Annotated in this window: 19 protein-coding genes; 6 read left to right on the top strand and 13 right to left on the bottom strand. The window is 68.8% G+C overall.

Translation table 11 applies throughout. From position 1 onward, the window contains the following. The first annotated feature begins 3 nt into the window (after nt 1-3). Nucleotides 4-1,371: a chloride channel protein gene (locus tag SHK19_RS07255; protein WP_322938249.1), complete on the top strand. Its 1,368-nt coding sequence runs from the start codon at nt 4-6 to the stop codon at nt 1,369-1,371. Between the two features lie 8 nt (nt 1,372-1,379). Here the strand turns inward: SHK19_RS07255 and SHK19_RS07260 are convergent, their stop codons facing one another. Continuing rightward, complete coding sequence (locus tag SHK19_RS07260) at nt 1,380-1,646, bottom strand: amphi-Trp domain-containing protein (protein ID WP_322938250.1); 267 nt, start codon at nt 1,644-1,646, stop codon at nt 1,380-1,382. A gap of 6 nt (nt 1,647-1,652) precedes the next feature. Then, nucleotides 1,653-2,096 carry a DUF7144 family membrane protein gene (locus SHK19_RS07265; RefSeq protein WP_322457905.1) on the bottom strand — a complete coding sequence of 148 codons (444 nt, stop codon included), beginning with the start codon at nt 2,094-2,096 and terminating at the stop codon, nt 1,653-1,655. Between the two features lie 273 nt (nt 2,097-2,369). On the opposite strand from SHK19_RS07265, the gene SHK19_RS07270 reads away from it, so the two are divergent. Continuing rightward, nucleotides 2,370-3,557 carry a hypothetical protein gene (locus SHK19_RS07270; RefSeq protein ID WP_322938251.1) on the top strand — a complete coding sequence of 396 codons (1,188 nt, stop codon included), beginning with the start codon at nt 2,370-2,372 and terminating at the stop codon, nt 3,555-3,557. 39 nt (nt 3,558-3,596) lie between these two features. Here SHK19_RS07270 and SHK19_RS07275 read toward each other — a convergent pair whose 3' ends face one another. After that, nucleotides 3,597-4,877 (bottom strand): phage holin family protein, encoded by a 1,281-nt coding sequence (locus SHK19_RS07275; protein WP_322938252.1) that lies wholly within the window; start codon nt 4,875-4,877, stop codon nt 3,597-3,599. Nucleotides 4,878-5,116: 239 nt separating this feature from the next. Here SHK19_RS07275 and SHK19_RS07280 point away from each other — a divergent pair, with 239 nt between their 5' ends. Both SHK19_RS07280 and SHK19_RS07285 read left to right on the top strand, forming a co-directional pair. Next, a complete protein-coding gene (locus tag SHK19_RS07280; protein WP_322457908.1) occupies nt 5,117-5,590 on the top strand; it encodes a DUF6325 family protein in 474 nt (157 codons plus the stop codon). An 82-nt stretch (nt 5,591-5,672) separates the two neighbouring features. Further along, nucleotides 5,673-5,903: an SHOCT domain-containing protein gene (locus SHK19_RS07285; protein WP_322938253.1), complete on the top strand. Its 231-nt coding sequence runs from the start codon at nt 5,673-5,675 to the stop codon at nt 5,901-5,903. Nucleotides 5,904-5,946: 43 nt separating this feature from the next. Here the strand turns inward: SHK19_RS07285 and SHK19_RS07290 are convergent, their stop codons facing one another. The 4 genes from SHK19_RS07290 to SHK19_RS07305 form a co-directional block, all read right to left on the bottom strand. Beyond that, on the bottom strand, nt 5,947-6,429 hold the full coding sequence (locus SHK19_RS07290; RefSeq protein WP_322938254.1) for a potassium channel family protein: 483 nt from the start codon (nt 6,427-6,429) through the stop codon (nt 5,947-5,949). 1 nt (nt 6,430) lies between these two features. Then, the gene (locus SHK19_RS07295; protein ID WP_322938255.1) at nt 6,431-7,498 is read right to left on the bottom strand and encodes an AI-2E family transporter; all 1,068 of its coding nucleotides are present in this window, start codon (nt 7,496-7,498) and stop codon (nt 6,431-6,433) included. Continuing rightward, nucleotides 7,495-9,471 (bottom strand): phage holin family protein, encoded by a 1,977-nt coding sequence (locus SHK19_RS07300; protein ID WP_322938256.1) that lies wholly within the window; start codon nt 9,469-9,471, stop codon nt 7,495-7,497. The genes SHK19_RS07295 and SHK19_RS07300 overlap by 4 nt, the downstream gene beginning before the upstream one ends. Nucleotides 9,472-9,658: 187 nt before the next feature. Next, nucleotides 9,659-10,042, bottom strand: a complete 384-nt coding sequence (locus tag SHK19_RS07305; protein WP_322938257.1) for an SHOCT domain-containing protein — start codon at nt 10,040-10,042, stop codon at nt 9,659-9,661. A gap of 157 nt (nt 10,043-10,199) precedes the next feature. Here SHK19_RS07305 and SHK19_RS07310 point away from each other — a divergent pair, with 157 nt between their 5' ends. Beyond that, nucleotides 10,200-10,697: a hypothetical protein gene (locus SHK19_RS07310; protein WP_322938258.1), complete on the top strand. Its 498-nt coding sequence runs from the start codon at nt 10,200-10,202 to the stop codon at nt 10,695-10,697. A 15-nt stretch (nt 10,698-10,712) separates the two neighbouring features. Here the strand turns inward: SHK19_RS07310 and SHK19_RS07315 are convergent, their stop codons facing one another. From SHK19_RS07315 to SHK19_RS07330, 4 genes are all read right to left on the bottom strand, one after another. Beyond that, a complete protein-coding gene (locus tag SHK19_RS07315) occupies nt 10,713-12,029 on the bottom strand; it encodes a LuxR C-terminal-related transcriptional regulator (protein ID WP_322457915.1) in 1,317 nt (438 codons plus the stop codon). Nucleotides 12,030-12,239: 210 nt separating this feature from the next. Further along, entirely contained in the window at nt 12,240-14,342 is a 2,103-nt protein-coding gene (locus SHK19_RS07320) for a helix-turn-helix transcriptional regulator (protein ID WP_322938259.1), read from the bottom strand. Nucleotides 14,343-14,630: 288 nt separating this feature from the next. After that, nucleotides 14,631-14,924 carry a hypothetical protein gene (locus tag SHK19_RS07325; RefSeq protein WP_322938260.1) on the bottom strand — a complete coding sequence of 98 codons (294 nt, stop codon included), beginning with the start codon at nt 14,922-14,924 and terminating at the stop codon, nt 14,631-14,633. A 27-nt stretch (nt 14,925-14,951) separates the two neighbouring features. After that, complete coding sequence (locus tag SHK19_RS07330) at nt 14,952-15,329, bottom strand: phage holin family protein (RefSeq protein WP_322457918.1); 378 nt, start codon at nt 15,327-15,329, stop codon at nt 14,952-14,954. A gap of 203 nt (nt 15,330-15,532) precedes the next feature. Here SHK19_RS07330 and SHK19_RS07335 point away from each other — a divergent pair, with 203 nt between their 5' ends. Continuing rightward, complete coding sequence (locus SHK19_RS07335) at nt 15,533-15,619, top strand: hypothetical protein (RefSeq protein ID WP_405030489.1); 87 nt, start codon at nt 15,533-15,535, stop codon at nt 15,617-15,619. Nucleotides 15,620-15,647: 28 nt separating this feature from the next. Here the strand turns inward: SHK19_RS07335 and SHK19_RS07340 are convergent, their stop codons facing one another. Together SHK19_RS07340 and SHK19_RS07345 are read right to left on the bottom strand one after the other, a co-directional pair. Continuing rightward, on the bottom strand, nt 15,648-17,258 hold the full coding sequence (locus SHK19_RS07340) for a SulP family inorganic anion transporter (RefSeq protein WP_405030460.1): 1,611 nt from the start codon (nt 17,256-17,258) through the stop codon (nt 15,648-15,650). An 86-nt stretch (nt 17,259-17,344) separates the two neighbouring features. Then, nucleotides 17,345-17,998, bottom strand: a complete 654-nt coding sequence (locus tag SHK19_RS07345) for a hypothetical protein (protein ID WP_322938262.1) — start codon at nt 17,996-17,998, stop codon at nt 17,345-17,347. Nucleotides 17,999-18,004: the final 6 nt, after the last annotated feature.

The raw sequence follows: 18,004 nt of genomic DNA on the forward strand, positions 1-18,004 counted from the left end.
CCGATGAGCTCCGAGCCCACGAGTCGTCAGCAGGTGAGCAGCGTGGCGGGCGGCACGCAGGAGCCGGAGCCGCTCGTCGCGGCAGATCCTGGGCTGCACGACCGCGCCTACCTGGTGCTGCTGCTGGTCGTGGCCCTGCTCGGCATCCCTCTCTCGCTTGCGGCGTTCGGCTTCCTGGTTGCCGTCCACGAGCTCGAGCACGTGGTGTGGGAGTCCCTGCCGTCGGCCCTGGGGTACGACGAGCTGCCGAGCTGGTGGGCGATCCTCACGATCGCGACGGCCGGCCTGCTGGTGGGGCTGGCAGTCAAGTACCTGCCCGGTCACGGTGGTCACGTTCCTGTTGCCGGCTTCGGCGGAGAACCTGCGACGCCGAGCATGCTGCCCGGGGTGGTGCTGGCGGCCGCGGCGAGCCTCGTGGGCGGTGCAGTGATCGGGCCCGAGGCGCCGTTGATCGCGATCGGCGGCGGGCTCGCCCTCGTGGCGGTCCGCCGCACGCGGATGGGCGAGGACGCCGGCACCGGCACCATCGTCGCCGCGGCGGGTGCAGCGGCTGCCATGTCGGCGATCTTCGGCAACCCACTCGTCGCGGTGGTGATCTTCCTCGAGATCCTGGGGCTAGGACGCAGGCGGACGATGCTCGTGGTGCTGCCCTGCCTGGTCTCGAGCGCCGTCGGTGCGCTGCTGTTCACCGGCATGGGCCGCTGGACCGGGCTGGAGATCGGTGAGCTCTCGATCCCGGACCTCGCCCCCGTGCGCCTCTCCGTGGCTGAGGTGGCGTGGGCACCGCTCCTGGCAGCCGCTGTCGCGTGTCTCACGTGGTCGGTCTTCTTCGTCGGCGGCTGGGTCGCCCGCGTCGCCGCGTCCCGGCCCATGTCGACGACAGTGGCTGCTGGACTGGTCGCGGGGGGCGCGGCCTGTGCCTATGCCTGGGCGACGGGTCACTCTCCGGCAGAGGTGGCGCTCTCGGGCCAGGCCCTCCTCCCGGTGCTGGCCACCGATCCGGCAGCCTGGTCGTCAGGGGGCCTGGTTGCCCTTGTTGCCTTCAAGAGCGTGGCGTACGGCGTCTCGCTGGGCGCGTTCCGCGGCGGTCCGGTCTTCCCCGCCGTACTGCTCGGGGCGGCGTGTGGCGTACTCGCCAGCAGCCTGACGCCCGGGATCGAGCTGCTGCCGGGACTGGCGATCGGCATGGCCGCCGGCGCAGCGACGACCGGGCTCCCCGTGACCAGCGTTGCCCTGGTCGTGCTCCTCCTGGGCGACGCTGCCGCCAGTCAGATGCCCGTGGTGATCCTGGCCGTCGTCACCGCCATGGTCGTCCACGAGCGGCTTTCCAGCTGGGTCCTTCCGCCTGGCGACGCTCAACCGGACGGGTGACGTCGGCGCTAGACCTCGTCCTCGTCGTCCTCGACGTCGTCCTTGTCGTCGTCCTCGTTCAGGGACCAGGTGAGCTGGAACTCGATCTCCTCCTCGCCGTCCCCGCGTTCGTGCTCGACCGACAGCTCCGCCCGCCGCGGGACCCGGATCCGCTCACCGGCGATCTGGATGCGGAACGGCCGGTCCTTCTCCAGGGCATCGGCCAGCCGGCGAAGCTTCGCCACGGCCGCGGCGGTGGAGTAGATCCGTTCGACGTCGCGTTCGTCCTTACCCACGGGCTGTCAGTTGATGTGGAGGGCGTCGCGGCCGCCGTGCGCGGTGACCGCGTAGATGACCATGAAGTCGACGGCGATCATGACGAGCGACCACAGGGGGTAAGCGGGCATGAACGCGAGATTGACCAGCGCGCTCAGGAACGCCATCGCCACCGCGACGACCCGCGCCCAGGTCGCTCCTCTGGTGAGGGCGACACCGGCGAACGCGACGATCAGCCCGAGGATGAGATGCGTCCATCCCCACGCCGTGTAGTCGACCGTCACCACGAGGTCGGACTTGCCGACCAGGTAGTAGTCCTCCTTGAACACCCCGATCAGGCCCGCCACCGCGTGGAAGGACCCGAGGAGGACCATCATCACGCTCGCGAACGCGATCCAGCCGTACCACCCGTTGCCGGGCGCCTCCGTCCGGTGGGCGCTTCTCTGGTCTGCGGGAACACCTGTAGACATGTTCGTCCCTTCCTCGTCGGACCTGCTTCTGGACCCAGGATGGAGATCCTCGCGGCGCGGTACCTCACCCACGGGGGGTGACGCCCTCGGCCCCCATCGGTCGCACGGTGAACCATGACCAGCTCTGACCGAACTGCCTCATCCCCCGAACCGACCGCGGAGGAGGTGGCCAGGCTGCAGGCGGAGCTCGCCGCACTCAAGGCGTCGCAGAAGGAGGCGGCGAGCCCTGGGAGTCGACGTGGTTGGTGGCGGCCGGTAGTGGCAGGAGTGCTCGTGGCTCTGGCCGCGCTCCTCGCACCCCTGTCGGTCCTCTCGAACTGGGCGAGCGGTCAGATCCAGGACACCGACCGGTACCTCGCGACGGTCGCCCCGTTGGCGAACGATCCGGACATCCAGGAGGCGGTCGCCACGCGGATGGAGCAGATCATCTTCTCCTACCTCGATATCGAGGCGGCCCTGGACGAGGTGGTGGGAGCCCTCGCGGCCGTCGATCTGCCAGAGAACGCTGTCGCCACGCTGGATGCCATGTCGGGACCGCTCGCCGCCAGCATCCAGGGCTTCGTGCGGGAGCGCATCGACGTCCTCGTGCAGTCCGACGCCTTCGAGCAGGCCTGGGTCGAGGCCAATCGGACGGCGCACGAGGAGCTGGTGGGCGCCCTGACGGGGAAGACCGACGGGGCCGTAGACGTCGATCGCGGCACCGTCAGCGTGAACATCGCGACGCTCATCAACGCGGTCAAGGAGCAGCTGGTGAACGCCGGCCTCGGCATCGCGGACCGGATCCCGGAGGTGGCGGCGACGTTCACCATCCTGGAGTCCAAGGACCTGGCGAACGTGCAACGCCTGCTGGGGTTCCTGGACGACCTGAGCTATTGGTTGCCCGTGATCGGTCTCGTCCTGATCGGCATCGCGGTCGCGATCGCCCGCGACCGTCGCCGGATGGTCCTCGTTTCCGGCCTGGCCGTGGCGGGCTCGATGCTGTTGCTGGGAGCCACCCTCAACGTGATCCGCCCGTTCTACCTCGACGCACTGCCGGCGGACAGTTCTGCGGCGGCCGCCGGCGCGGTCTACGACCAGATCGTGTCCTTCATCCGCCTGGCGCTGCGAGGAGTGCTGGTCGTCGCGCTGACGGTGGCCATCGTCGCCTGGTTCAGTGCCACTCGCGGAGCGGGGGCAGCTGCCCGGGGCGCCCTCGTCGGAGGCATCGGCCACCTCCGGCGCGGAACGGCGCGGACCGGCCTCCGCACAGGGAGGTTCGGCGCAGCGCTCGCGTCCTACCGCGGTCCGATCACGGTGGCGGTCGTCGGGCTCGCGGCCGTCGGCTACCTGATGCAGGACCACCCGACCGGTGGCACCGCGCTGACGTTCGTGCTGGTCACTGCCGCCGTGCTGCTGGTGCTCGCCGTCCTGGCAGCCGAGCCTCAGCCCGAGGAGCCCGTCGTGCCCACGCCGCCCGCCTAGCGCGACGGACGGGCACACCGCAGCAGGAGCGAGACGAGCTCAATCCTGTGCGGGCGGGATGGGGCGCACGACCAGCTCGAGCAAGGTCACGGCCACCGTCACCGCCAACGCGCCGAGCACGGCGGTCCCGAACCCGGCGATGTTGAGCTGCGGCGTCACGCCTGCCGTGACGGCGAAGAGGATCCCGTTGACGAGGAGCGAGGAACCACCCAGCCGGATCCAGGACTGGGAGCCCGCGAGCCAGTACAGCACCGGTCCGAGGACCGCGTTGACCAGACCGAAGGTCAGGGAGATGGCGAGGTAGGTCCCGAGCCCGCCGCTGACGTCGATGCCGGGGATCACTGCCGTCGCGATCCAGACAGCGGCCATCATGATCGCCCAGTTCGTCAGCATCCTGATCAGCGCCGCCAGGTCGTCGCTCGTGAGTCCCCGGCGATCTGCGGACGTCCCGACCTGGACCACTTCGTCCGCATGGAGTCCGAGCCTTGCCTTCACCTGCCGTACCCAGCCCACGTTTGACGCGTCGAACTCGGCGCCGACGGCGGTGCACGCCACGAGGACGAAGGCGGCAGCAAGCAGCCAACCGATGAGGGTGATCGTGATGCCGAAAAGTCCGAACTCCTCAGTCGAACGGGTCATGATGCCGGGCATGTAGACCGGTGTGGCGATCGCGAAGGCGGTCATGGCAACCGCAGACGCGCCACCTGCCACGAGCAGCCGGCGCCAGTGCACCCGACGGTCCAGCAACAGGTACGGGATCGACGTCCAAAGGACCAGGCCGGTGGCGCACGAGACCGGAATCGTCCAGAGCCAGTTGAGAGGGAAGCGGCTGGCGATGTCGCGGATGACGAAGGCAACGACCAGTTCGGCGACCAGCGCCGCCAGACCGAGAGTGGCGAACACGGTGCTGCGGATCCCGGACTTCTCGAGACCCCATCCCGCCCGGTACATCCGTTGCAGCCGGCGCGTGAAGGCGACCCCGGCGTACAGCAGCAGCAGCGCGCTGAAGACGGTGACGCCGCTCGAGGCGTCCGGTGGCGTCGTGAAGAGCTGTGTGACTGCTTCTGCCGACTCGCCAGTAAGTGCGAACCGGTCGATGATGCTCTCGCCGATCGCGTCCTCCTGGCCGGCGGGGGCTGCCCCCGCCACGACGATGAAGAGCGGGATCAGCGCGGTGAAGGCCTGGGCGGAGAGCACGATGCAGCGGTCGAACCCTTCGATCATGACGAAACGGAGGACGCACTGGCCGAGGAAGGAGTTCCGCACCCGCTGCGACAACGCCATGACGTCGTCGGACCGCTCGGATGGAAGCCAGGGCATTCAGGTCACCGCCGGGAGTGCGTCCGAGCCGCTGGGCACGGGTCGTGTCGTGCCCGATCGTCGACCGCACCTACGGCGGTGTCGTCATCCCTGGCGGGTGAGGCGGATCCGTCGATCCATGGGGGTGACCGTCGATTCCCGACCTCATCCGCTGCGGGTGAAGTGATCAGGCGCGCGCCTGCGTAGCCTCCCGTCGGAGGGGTGATGAGCCCGCTGACCGGAGTTTGGAGGAGACGAGCATGGGAGACCTGGATCAAGCGGGCACCGCCGATGTCGACCAGATGGGGCCCGTCGACTACATCGTGGTGGAGTTCCCGGGAAGCAAGATGACGGGGGAAGGGTTCCCCCTGCTCCTCGACCTCGCGGACCGTGGCATCATCCGCATCCTCGACCTGGTGTTCGTCACCAAGAGCCACGACGGGGCGGTCCAGGGCGTGGCGATCACCGACCTCGACGGTGATGGTGAGCTCGACCTCGCGGTGTTCGAGGGGGCCGCCTCCGGTCTGCTGGGGGAGGACGACATCGCAGAGGCCGGCACGGTCATCGAGCCCGGCAGCTCGGCGGGCATCCTCGTCTACGAGAACCTGTGGGCCGCCCCGCTCGCGAGTGCGCTGCGACGCGGCGGTGGACAGCTCGTGGCCAGTGGCCGGATCCCTGTCCAGGCGCTGCTCGCATCCGTCGAAGCGGCCGAAGCCGCCGACGCCCCGGTCTGAGTCACGAGAAAGAGGGACAGTCATGCCAGGTCTTCTCCGCGGAGTAGCGCGGACCGCCGTCGTCGCCGGTACAGCGACGGCGGTGTCCAACCGGGTCTCCCGTCGTCAGGCAGGGCGGTGGGCCGCCCAGGAGCAGCAGTACGCGCCTCAGGACGCCCAACCCGTGCCTCCACCAGCGCCTCCGGCACCCGCGGCCGCGGTCGACATGGATGCCAAGCTGGCGCAGCTCAAGGAGCTCGGCGAGCTGAAGCAAACCGGCGTGCTGAGCGACGACGAGTTCGAGCAGCAGAAGGATCGCATCCTCAACGGGTGAGCGTGCGAAGTGCGAGGCCGAGCTCGATCTCGCGGCTCGTCGCCTAGCTGGTCGGCGCACGGGTCTGGGCTCGGACGAGCGACGCCACCACCACGACGTTGAAGACGATCATCACGCAGACCAACGCTCGGGCGATCTGGCCTTCTGCGTGGACGTCTCCATAGCCGACGGTCGTCATGGTGCTCAAGGTGAAGTAGAGGGCGTCGGTCCGGGTCTGCAGACCCGTGACCTCGTCCGGCCGGATCTCGTTGAGCAGGAAGAAGCTGAGCGACGCCGCCATGACCAGCAGGATCAGCAGCATGGCCAGCACCCGCACGCCGCGACCCGGCTCTCCCTTGCGGACCTGGCCCAGCTCTTTGATCATCGCCGATGCGACGAGTGCGAGGCCCCCGACCGTCACCAGCAGGCTCAGGACGACGGCGCCGGGGGCGCCTCCTGTCCACTTCAGGGGGAATGCGTAGTAGGCGACCAGCAGACCGACGAGGGTCCACACCGGACGCAACCAGGACATATTTCGATCGCCCATCTCACGCGACCGTCGGCTCGTCCTGGGTTTCGCCGGGCTGACCACTGATCAGCGGCAGTCGCCATCCGCCCTCGGGATCGGCCTCCACGAGGACCGCCCGGAAGAGCAGGCTCATCGGGACCGCCAGCAGGGCGCCGACCGGGCCGAGAATCCACGTCCAGAACACCAGCGACAGGAACGTCAGGCTGGTCGAGAGACCGACGGCGTCGCCGACGTACCGGGGCTGGATGAAGGACTGGATCACGAGGTTGACCAACGAGTAGAGCACGATCACCGAGAGCATCATGCTCGGGCCGCCCTCCAGGAGACCGATGAGCGCCGGAGGAATGATGCCGATGACGAAGCCGATGTTGGGGATGAAGTTCGTGACGAAGGCCAAGACACCCCAGATGAAGGCACCCGGCACCCCCAGTACGAACAGCAGGCCGGTGTCGATCACGGCCACGATCAGTCCGAAGACGGCCGAGACTCCGAGGTAGCTCCGGGTTCCGTGAGCGAATGAGGCCAACGCGTCGACCATGTCCGGACGGTGCTCCCGTGCACCGCTGGCCAAGCGGCTGACCGTCGCGGAGTCGAAGGCGAGGAAGACCAGCAGCGTCACGAGGAAGAACAGGCTCGAGAGGAGTGCGAGGACACTCGCAAAGATTGAGGTGGCCACAGCGGTCAGCTGGTCGGCGCTCGCTGCGTCGACCATCGCGTCGCTCTGCTCGCTCCCGACGCCCATGCTGGTGAGCCCGCCGCCGATGTCGGCGACCAGGTCGTCGAGGTCCGACGCGTAGGTCGGGATCAACTGGGCCATCCGACCGATCGACACCACGATGGCAAGCGACATGGCTAGGAGCAGCACGATGGCGGCGAGGAGCACGATCACCGAGGCGACCCAGCTGGGCATGCGCCGCTCGAGCCTGGCGCGCAGCGGGTAGAAGACGATCGTCAGAGCCAGGGCGAACATCACCGGTGCCACGATGTCGTTGGCGGCCTTGATCCCGGCCACCACAACCACGAGCGCGGCGCCCGCGATCAGCAGCCTGGTGGTGCGGGACGGTATCGCGGCTGCGGTGACAGTCACAGGGTGCTCCTCTGGAGTTCGGTCCGATGACCGAGCGCCGTCAGGATGGCGACGAGGTGCTGGTGCAGCTCGTCGCCGCCGACGATCGGCTCGGACGGCGCGAGCAAGTGGGGCGGCGCGAGCACGAACCCGCGATCTTGCCACCCACCGAGGCCGCCGTGACACCCGACCAGTGGTTCGAAGGCCGCCACCTCCGTCGTGTCGAGATCGAATGTGCTGTTGACGTAGAGCTCCGGGGCTCGCTCCATCAGGGTCGCGGTCGCGAGCATCGCGGGGGCGTGGTCGCCGAACGTGAGCAGCGGGTCGACGCCCTCCACCACTCCGGTGGTCAGATGACGACGACCGTCACGCCCGATGACGACCGGCCCGGCCTCACTCAGCGCGCTCACGAACCCGACACCCGGGTGTGCGACGAGCCCCGGGACCAGCGCCGGCCATTGCGCCTCGATCTCCTCGAGGAGAAGTCGTTCTGCGACCGGCACGTAGACCAGTCCGAGGTTGCCGCTCGCCAGCACGATCAGCTCGGCGCCCTCGGAGTCCGTGCCCTCCGGCTTGAGGACCTTGTCGACCCGGCGCGAGGCCGCCTGCTGCATAGCGGTGGTGCCGGTTCGGCCGAGGTCCTCCAGAACCGAGTCGACCCTGCCCCAGCCCTCGATGCCGGCTTCGATCCCGGTCGTCTGCGAGTCGGTCAACGACCGGCACAGGTCGCTGAGCTCGATGCCGTGGCGCAGCGCGAACGGCTCACCCTGCGACTGGCCGTGGTCGCTGAGGAGCACGAGGTGGTAGTTCCGCGGGGCTCGCTGGGCGACCTTCTCCAGGATGGTCAGCACCTGATCGAGCCCCCCGAGCGCGGCCAGCGACTCGATCCTCGTTCCGCCGGCGTGGTGCGCGATCTCGTCGTAGTCGACGTAGTCGACGTAGATGCTGCGCGCGCCGCGCATCATCTCCTCGCTCACCACGGCCGTGTTGAGGTCGCGCAACAGGCAATTGCTGAAGGCTCTGAGACCGGCGAACGTCCAGGAGCGGTGCACTCGCGGGTGGACGTGGAGCCGCCGTTGGCGGGTCGCCTGGAACCGCTCGCGGGCCATCTCCGCGATCGTCCGCGAGAAGCTGCGCACCAGACCGTCGGGCCGGATGAGGAAGCGCGCGAACACCTGGCGGGTGCGGCGCGAGCCGCGAGCGACCTCGAGCCGACTCATGGTCATCGAGGCCTTCGGCGCGTCGCCGGTGAACAGGTTCGAGACGGACACCCCGTCGTCAGCGAGCAGGCCGTGCCCGGTGCTCGCCCTCGACTCGATGATCGAGGCATCCGCGGGTCGGTTGGCCACCAGGACCCGCCCGAGCTCACGGTCGTACCACCGGAAGGCGGGCACGCCGTCGGCGCTGCCGTGGAGGATCGCTTGCTGGCTTGCGGGTGTTGTGCAGGGCATCTGGACGGTCCATTCGTGGACGGCATGGCTGCCCTCGTCGGTCCAGCGCCTCAGCGTCGGCATCGTCCCTGATTGCAGGACCCATTGCATGACGGGGAAGGCGACGCCGTCGAGCTGGACGAACACAACGCCGTCCACGTCGGGGTCCGGGATCTCCGACGGCTTGATCCGCAGCAGGCTGGCGGCGAAGGACTCGTCGGTGCCGGCGCTGGCGAGCCACGCCAGAAGGGTGCCGAAGGCGGCAGTCATCCAGGCCGCTGCGACGGCTGTCCAGAACGAGTCGAACGAGGCGCCGGGGACGATGTCCATGGCGATCTGCATCACCACGGCTTGCCCGATCAGGGTTGCGACGGCAACCGCGATCCACCCGATGACGGCCGCGACGTGGACGAGGACTGGCCGCACGACCATGCCGACCAGCCCGGCCACGGCAGATGCTGCCGCCAGCGGCCACCACGAGGTGGAGGTGAACCCGGGCAGCAGCGCCGCCGTCACCAACAGGGCAAGGAAGGTCAGGGCCCACGTCACGAGCAGTCGCAACACGTCCGAAAGGCGAAGACCGGGGTCGCGCGTTGCGGAGTCGGGCCCGCGGCCGACGGGTGAGGTGTGAAGAGAGGTCGTCACCCGGCTGCTCCCTTCGGCGTCACGTTGTGCCGGGCCCGGTGGTCAGCCCTCCGGTCGGCGGCGCCGACCCTGTGTCACAGGCGCAGGGCCGACTCGGCGCACATCGTCAGGCGAGGATCTTGGCCTTGGCCTGTTCGTACTCCTCCGGGGTGAGGACGCCGCTGTCCCGGAGCTCGGTGAGCCCACGCAGCTCGTCGGAGACGTTGGCTCCGGCGGAGCTGCCCATGTAGGCGCGCATGCGTTCCTGGTTCTCGAGGAAGGCCTGGTGATTCCGCTCGTTCATCGAGTCACCACGCACGACGATGTAGAGAAGGACGCCCAGCCAGGGGATCACCACGATGAGCAGCGTCCACATGGCCTTGGCCGCGCCACCGAGGGTCCGATCGCGGAATACATCAGCGAGGACGCGAATGAGCAGCGAGAACCAGGCCAGCAACAGCATGAACCAGATCATCGAGACGAAGACGTCCCACAAACCGAAATCATCCATCGAGGTTCTCCTTGGTCTTATTTCGCGAAAGGGACGGCTGTTGACGCCACTGCGCACACCCTGACGCCGCACCTGTTGGGCGGGCTCACCCGCCGGGGGTGAAACGGCCCCGGCCTCGGGCTCTCTTGGGTCACCCCCGAAGGGTGACGCGCGCGCCGTGACCGGGGGCGACTGTGTCTCCATGGTGGATGCAGGTGACGTCGAGCGCGACGCGGAGGCGCTGTACGACATTCAGCTGGCAGCGAGCCCGCCAGAGTCGCTGCGACGTCAGTATCCGTCCATGTCGGTGCGCGCGACCGGTGCTCGAACCGCCCTGCGGCAACAGGTCGAGGGGCCCGAGCAGCTCACGTCCTTCTTGCGAGACCTGTCGGGCGTCGGGCTGGTCCTGACGGATGTCCACCTCCTGCCACCGGCCCCGGCGACGACTCGATCCGTCACCTATGAGGTTCGAGTCGCAGGGGCGTTGGGCGATCCGCTCCTGCGCTCGCTTCGTTGCCCGCACTACGCGGTTCCGGAGCAGACACTGATCCGGCTGACCTTCGCCGCCGCGGATCTCGAGCGCTTCCTGCGCGCGTGCACCAACTGTGGTGTCGGCATCGAAGGCGTCCGGAGGGTGGACGCTCCGCAGCCGCGGAGTCAGGTGGTCGCGACCTGAGTCGCTAGAACCGGATCAGCACAGCCCGAGCTGCCGGCCGCGACGTACTGCCTCGACACGGCGGTTCACGCACAGCTTTCCGAAGATGCCCTTGAGGTGGGTCTTCACCGTGTTGGCGGAGACGTAGAGCGCCGCCGCGATCTCTTCCGTGGAGTACATCTGCGCCAGGAGATCGAGCACCTGAGTCTCCCGCTCCGTCAAGGGGGCGCCGATGAGATCGGACGCCCGGCCCTGGTTCGCTTTCCGCTTCGTCCCGTCGTCGTCGACGTGGATCGTGGCGAGGAAGTCCCGATGGGGACGCAGCGCAGGGTCGCGATCGACGAAGGCACGTACCCACCGCCACTCCCGGACCAGCGCCCGCCGCATCTGCTGGGGCGCGGCAGAGCGCAGGGCGCGGTCCATCACCAGGCACGCCCGATCGCGCTCCCCCCGATCCTGGGCGAGCCGGGACTCGAGCAGCCAGGCCTCGACCTGAAGGGCCAGCGGAGCCTGCTCCAGCTCCACCTCGGCGCGGCTGAGGACGGCTTGGGCCCCGCGAAGGTCTCGGACACTGAGCCGGGCGGCCGCGGCGACGACGGTCGCCTCGGCGACCGCTCCTGGGGGGAGGGGCGTCAGGCTGGCGAGAGCGCGCCGCGGTTCCCCGGCGGCGAGCAGCGCCTCTGCATGCGCGACTTTCACGAGATCACGCAGCCAACCCTCGCCCGGGCCAGGAGCTCCGTGCAGGTCGGCGTCCGCGAGGAGTCGCGTCGCAGCCTCGGGCTGCCCCGTTGCGATGAGCAGCTTCGCCTCGATCAGCAGGCGGCTGGTGTCCATCCAGAGGTCCTGGTCTGAGGGTTCGAGCACGAGGAGCAGCTCTGAGATGACAGCGAGGCGACGACGTGCCTTGGCGAACTGGCCGCGTTCCAGAGCGACCCACGCCCTCGCCAGCCGAGCATGAGCGATCCCGGCGCCGACGGCGCTGGCTGCCGCGCTCTGGACCTGACGGCCACGTCGGTCCGCGCGGCACAGCTCGCCTCGAAGCGCCTCGACGTGCGCGAGGGCTCCGCGGCAGTCGTCGCGGGCCTCCGACCAGGCCTCTGCGGCGGCACCCCTGGCCAGCACGGTCTCAGCCCCGTGCAGCCCGCCGCTGGCCACGTGGAGCGCGCCGAGGTGTGCACGGAGCGTCGGAGAAAGGCCGCGCAGGCTGCTGCCGGTGGACGGTGATGCGGCAACTGCTGCGGCTGCATCGATCGGACCGGGACACTGGACGACGTGCGGCTGCCCCCAGGACCCGTCGGGCCGGATCTCCACCACCGCCCAGCCCCAGGTGGCGGGTGTGGGACGTCCTTCCACCTCGGTCGCCGTCTCTGTCGCGGATGCCGTGACCGGGTCCGAGGCGGAGACGGATGCTAGGTCTGGTCGTGAAGACGTGACACTGAGCGTCATGTGGGCTCCCGTCGTGGGCGGACCGGCTGCCGACCAGAAAGCCACGTGCGAGGGTGAGATCGACTCACCCGGCGCAGGATCTCACCCGGGTGAGATCTCCCGATGGTGAGAGATCGGTCAGATCAAGGACTGGCGGCGCGCGATCTGCACCGCTTCCGTCCGCGAGTGCGCCCCGAGCTTGCGGTACACCGCCCTCGCGTGCGTCTTGACCGTGTTGGCGGAGAGGAACAGGTGCGACGCGATCTCCTGCAGGCTGAGCGAGCCCTGGAGCAACCGGAGTACGTCGAGCTCGCGACCGGTCAGTGGTTCGCCGAGCACGTCGACGGTCGTTTGGTCGCTCAGCAGGTGGTGGATCGCGTCCTCCCTCGATCGCATCGCCGCCATGCCCTCCGAGAAGCGGCTCATTCGCTCGGCCAGCTCAGGCAGCAGCTCGTAGGCCAGGGAGGACGCCCCGAGCTGCGCTGCCACTCGAGCAGTGATCAGCAGATGATGGATCGGACCCCAGACGCCCTGGGCGTTGCTCTGGCGCCGCAGACTGAGGCCCAGCTCGAGGGTGGTCCTCGCGTCGTCGACCTTGCCCGCCGCTGCCTGCGCCTGTCCGAGCGCGGCGAATGCCAGGGAGGCTTGGGGTGAGCTTCGGAGTCCGCGGGCGTCGACCACGGCCATCGCCAGCTCGGCACACTCCCGGCTCCGCACCCGATCGCCCCGCTCGCTCTCGATGAACGACTGGAGCGACAGTGCGAGGACGCGGACGATCCCCGGGGCGCTGGCGCTGCGGGCGGCGGCTCGGATCGCTGTGATGGCCTGGTCCAGATCTCCCAGCACGTAGTGCGCGTGACCGAGGGAGCACTGGGCGATCGCGTGGAACCGTGAGTGGTCGTCGGTCTCGAGCTCGAGCGCGCGTTGTGCGGACGCCAGGATGTCCAGCGGGCCGCCGTACCCGAAGAGGCCCCGGATCAGGGCAGTCGTGGACTCGATCGATCGGGTTCCGTCGGGCAGGGGGCCGTCGTCGACGACGCTATCGAGGGCAGCGAGATGCTCGGCCAGCGCCGGTTCGTCCCCGACCAGCGCCGACATCCAGGCCGCCGTGGCGCGAGCCGCTGGAACGGTGCTGTCGGAGATCTCGCCGAGCGACTCCAGCCAGCCGATGACGGTCGCCGCCCGACCGGCGTCCGCGTACTCCAACCAGTTCGCGTGGATGAGCAGAGCCGCGTCATCGGCCCGTCCGGCAGCCAGTGAGTGCTGCACCGCCTCGGAGATGTGGCCGTTGGCGGCGAACCATTCGGCAGCCAAGGCGTGGAAGGGCTGCACGCGGTCGGGATGGGTGAACGTCAGCTCACTGCGGGCGACGGCCGCAAAAATGTGGTGGAAGCGGAACCACTCTCCGTCTACGCCGAGAGGAATCAGGAACAGGTTGGTGCGTTCCAGTTCGTGGAGCAGGACAGCGCTGTCGCTCACACCCGCGACGTGGTCGCACAAGGGCGCGGAGAACCGCTCGAGGATCGATAGAGCGGTGATGAAGTCGCGGATGCGGTCGGGCTGTCTGTTGAGGACCTCTTCGGTCAGGTAGTCACCGATGAAGCGGTTGTCGCCGGTGAACCGACGCACGAAATCGTCCGGCTCGGCTCGGCCGGCCAGTGACAAGGTCGCCAGGTACAGCGCCGCCGGCCAGCCCTCGGTCCGCTCCATGAGCTGGGCGAGGGTGTCTTCCGACAGATGGACGCCCTGGTCCGCCAACATCTGCGCCGCCTCGGGCGCAGTGAAGGCCAGGTCCTCGGCACGAAGCTCGGCGAGGTCATGGGAGACCCGGAGGCGTCCGAGTCGGAGCCCCGGGTCCGACCGGGTGACGATCACCAGGTGCGCCTGGACGGGAAGGTTCCGGATAAGGAACTCGACCTGCTCGTGGCAAGCGGGCGACTGGACGGACTGGAAGTCATCGAGGACGAGGACGAGGTCGTCCGGCATCGCCGCCAGTGCGTTGACGATGGCTGGGAGGACGGCGCTCGGCGCGCCTGCCGATCGGTGACCGAGCACGCGGGAGAGCTCGTCGATCGGAAGTGGGCAGCCGGCCCGCTCCAGGGCGGCAGCGACGTGGGTCCACAACCGGTCCGGGTCGTTGTCACCAGGGTCCAGGGAGACCCACGCCGTCGTCGGAGGCGTCCCGGCATGGAGCCACTGGGCGACCACCGTGGTCTTTCCGTAACCGGCAGGCGCTGCCACCAGGGTCACCGGAAGCCGGGTCGCTAGATCCATCGCTCCGACCAGGCGAGATCTGTCGATCCAATTGTCACGCCTGGATGGCCGGTGGAGCTTCGCCTCCAGGAAGTGGTCGACCGATGTTCTGGGGACAGCAGAACGACCGATAAGGTCCTCCCCAGGCATGCCGGTCATTCGTCATCTCGCTAACGACGTCGTCCCATGACTATACGGTTCTCCGCCGATGAATGTGGCCGGTCGAGACGCGACGCGGCTTTGCGACCTCGACCGTCGCGGACGTACCGAGACCGGCTAGTCCGGATCGGGCGCGACGTCCGGTTCCCTGTGGACGTCGACGACGACAAAACCCTCACGGCTGAGCGCCTCGAGAAGGCCGTGCAGCTCCGCTTCGTCCCCCAGCACGACGTGGATCGTGGTGCCGGCCGGATTGGCGGAGACCGTCATGCCTTCGAAGTCGTCGAGCAGCTCGCGAGGAACCTCCCCGACCGCGCGAATCTCGTAGGCGGCTCTCGACATGAAGGTCTCGATTCGTCGTCGCGGACTGAGGCGCTCAGGATGCGCCCGCCCGTCCTCGTGGCGCGTCACCCATCTCGGGTGACACTGCGCCCTTCGCTAGGCGGGCTCGGGCTCGCGCGTCGTGAGCAGTCGGTCGACGGCGAACACCAGGACAGCGGTCACGGCGGAGATGACGATCGCGGCAAGGACGGCCGAGAAGAAGCCGCCGACGTCGAGGTAGTCGGTCAAGCCGGCGGTGATGCCGAGCAGCGCAGCATTGACGACGAGCGCGAAGAGCCCGAACGTGATCACGTTGAGGGGGATCGAGATGAACCGCAGCACTGGCCCGATCACGGCATTGACCAGTCCGAACAGGAGCGCGACCCAGAGGAGCCCCAGGACGCCGCCATCGATCTCCACCGACGGGATCACGGCAGCGGTGATGGCGATGGCAGCCGCGACGACCAACCAGACGGCGATCAGTTGCTTCAGCATGAGGACTCCTCGGTAGTCGGTCGGCGGATCGGCTTTCGGTGCGCCGACCGCTCAGCGTAGGAGCGGTGGGACGTCGGGGCGTCACCTCGCGCGGGTGAACCGCGCATGGGCGAGGCGAGGATGTACTGGAGGGCAGACCACGAGGGGGAGCGATCGACGGGCCCATCAAGGGTGGGTCCCACCTGTGCGCGCCGAACTACTGCCTGCGCTACCGACCGGCCGCGCGCCAGCTCCAGACTGTGGACACGTCGACCAGTCACCTCGGCTTCCGCTGCATCGTCCGGGATTGAAGACGCTCGATCGTGAGCGCCACCCCGGTCAGTTCTGAGCGCTCACCCACTCCTCCGCATGGCGGTAGGCAGTCAGACTGGCCTCACCGATCACTTCGGTGGCCTGGAAGAGCCGCACGTCGCCGGCGTTCTCGACCGTCCGGTTGCGTTGCACCTGGGCGAGGACCTCGGCGTCGAGACCGGTCAGGTAGAAGCGGCCCCCGACTGCTGCGATGCGGGCTGCGTAGTCCGACAGCACGGCGTAGGACGTTGCTCCGAGCAGCGCACGACCACGCAGGCGCAGGACGACTGCCGGGCTGACCGAGCCCTCCGGGTCGGGGAGGTGCGCCTGAAGGGTTCGGGCGCCCGCGTAGTAGAGGCTCCCGTAGACGTCCAGGAGGACGGCCCGCCTCGACTCCAGGCGCGGAGCTGCCGGCTGTTCCGTGAAGGACCCAGAATCATTGGGGACGAGCTCGACGACCCTCAGGTCGAGTGCCTCGCGGTTGAGCTGCATGAGCAGGGCGAACACCACCCCGAGACCGACGGCAGCGGCCACCGGCAGCAGGAGCGTGGCGATGAACGTGGCGCACACCGCGATCTGAGAGATCCGTGACGTGCGCATGATCGCTCGCAGCTGACCGGTGCGCAGGGACCCGATGGCGGCGACGATGAGCACTGCGGCCAAGGTGGGCATGGCGACCGCGCCCACGATCCCTGAGAAGGCAAGGAGGATGATCGCCATCCAGATCCCGGAGAAGATCGCGGCCCAACGGGTTCGGGCACCCGCGGCGACACTGAGGGCCGTCTGTCCGACCGAGCCGCCGACCGGCTGCCCCCGGAACAGGCCGGACAACAGGTTCCCGACACCTTGAGCGAGGAAGTCCCGGTTCGGCTCGGACCGCGACCCGTCGGGATTCGGCGCGGACTCGCTGACCCCCGCACCTTGGATGAGGACCAGCGCTGCGACAGCGCACGCACCGGAGACCAGGCTGACGGACAGCTCGCTCAGGTGCGGGAGGCCGGGCATCGGCAGGCCCTGCGGGATATGGCCGACGTCACGGACGCGCAGGACACTGGCCGCTTCCAGCGCGATCACGGCCACCGTAGGGATGACGAGCCCGATAAGGGCCGAGTAGGGAGCCAGTCTCGACCGAGCGAGGACGACGAGGATGGCTGCAGCAGCAGCCCCGGCGAGGAGGGACGCGAGATCGACGCTGCCGAGGTCGAGCAGCAGGTTCCAGGCCTTGTCCAGCGCGAAGTCACCGGAGACGTCCGACCCCGCGAGGTCGGGCAGCTGTCCCAGCACGATGTTGCAGGCGACACCCGTCAGGAATCCGATCATCACCGAGTGCGGCACGAACCGCGTGAACCGGCCCAGCCGGAGGACGGCGGCCACGACCATCAGCCCGCCGGCGATGAGGGTGAGGAGGAACAACGCCTCGGAGCGGCGGTCGGGCGGAACACCGGCCACGGCGGAGCCAGCCGCCAGCGCAGCCGCGCTCGTGGTGGTGATGACCATCAGCTTGCTGCTGGCCGTGAGGCCGCCCCCCACCGGGCCGAAGATGCTCGCGTACAGCCCGTGGACCGGGTTCACTCCAGCGAGAACGCCCGCCGCCATCCCGTCGGGAACGCTGCTGATCGCTCCGGGAAGACCGGCCACGAGATCCTGTTTCAGGGTCGCCCGCTTCGGAGCGATACCGGTCAACCACCCGCGCACGGACGAAAGAGAACCGCGTTTCGCGTCCATCACTGACCGCCCCGGTCCGGAGACCTCACCAGGATGATGACGCTCACCATCAGCACCCAGATCGGGAAGAGCACCTGGAGCCACTTCTGGTCGGCGGAACCCACCAGCAGGGCGAGCGCGACCCCGTAGCCGGCGTACGAGAGCCAGCGAGGCAATGCCCTCGCGCGGAGGCCCGCCGTGCTCACGGACAACGTGAACACAGCCGCCATCCGCATCGCGTAGACCGAGATGAGACCTTCGGAGTTGTCGCGGCCGTAGGCCCACACATCAGCGTCGACATTCGGCCCGTCCAGCATCTCGACCATGCTGGCAGTGGTCACGGCCCCGGCGAACAGCATCGCCAGGAAGAGCAGTCCGCTGCCGAGGAAAACGGTGGAGAAGAGGCGATCCTCGATGTCGCCGAGCTGTTCGCGGATGACCCCGATGAACCACAGGAAGGCGATCCCCGCAAAGGGGACGAGCTGGAGGCTCCACCAGATCATCGTCTGGCGGTTGCCATCCGCCTGCAGGGACTCGTAGTCGGGTTCGGCCAGCGCGAGGCGAACCATCGCCATGGCGGCGAGGAGCAGGACACCGAAGATGATGCCGGCGATCGCTGCGGCTCGGCGAGTCCGCCAGAAGGCGGCCGTCAGTATGGGCTGGTTGGTGCTCACCGAGGG

Source organism: Nocardioides bizhenqiangii, assembly GCF_034661235.1.
In the GTDB taxonomy this organism is placed as follows: Bacteria; Actinomycetota; Actinomycetes; order Propionibacteriales; family Nocardioidaceae; genus Nocardioides; species Nocardioides bizhenqiangii.

Excerpts from the sequence above, each read along its gene's own strand:
- SHK19_RS07255 (WP_322938249.1), top strand. The coding sequence starts at position 4 with ATGAGCTCCGAGCCCACGAGTCGTCAGCAGGTGAGCAGCGTGGCGGGC.
- SHK19_RS07265 (WP_322457905.1), bottom strand. The coding sequence starts at position 2,096 with ATGTCTACAGGTGTTCCCGCAGACCAGAGAAGCGCCCACCGGACGGAG.
- SHK19_RS07275 (WP_322938252.1), bottom strand. The coding sequence starts at position 4,877 with ATGCCCTGGCTTCCATCCGAGCGGTCCGACGACGTCATGGCGTTGTCG.
- SHK19_RS07280 (WP_322457908.1), top strand. The coding sequence starts at position 5,117 with ATGGGAGACCTGGATCAAGCGGGCACCGCCGATGTCGACCAGATGGGG.
- SHK19_RS07290 (WP_322938254.1), bottom strand. The coding sequence starts at position 6,429 with ATGGGCGATCGAAATATGTCCTGGTTGCGTCCGGTGTGGACCCTCGTC.
- SHK19_RS07305 (WP_322938257.1), bottom strand. The coding sequence starts at position 10,042 with ATGGATGATTTCGGTTTGTGGGACGTCTTCGTCTCGATGATCTGGTTC.
- SHK19_RS07330 (WP_322457918.1), bottom strand. The coding sequence starts at position 15,329 with ATGCTGAAGCAACTGATCGCCGTCTGGTTGGTCGTCGCGGCTGCCATC.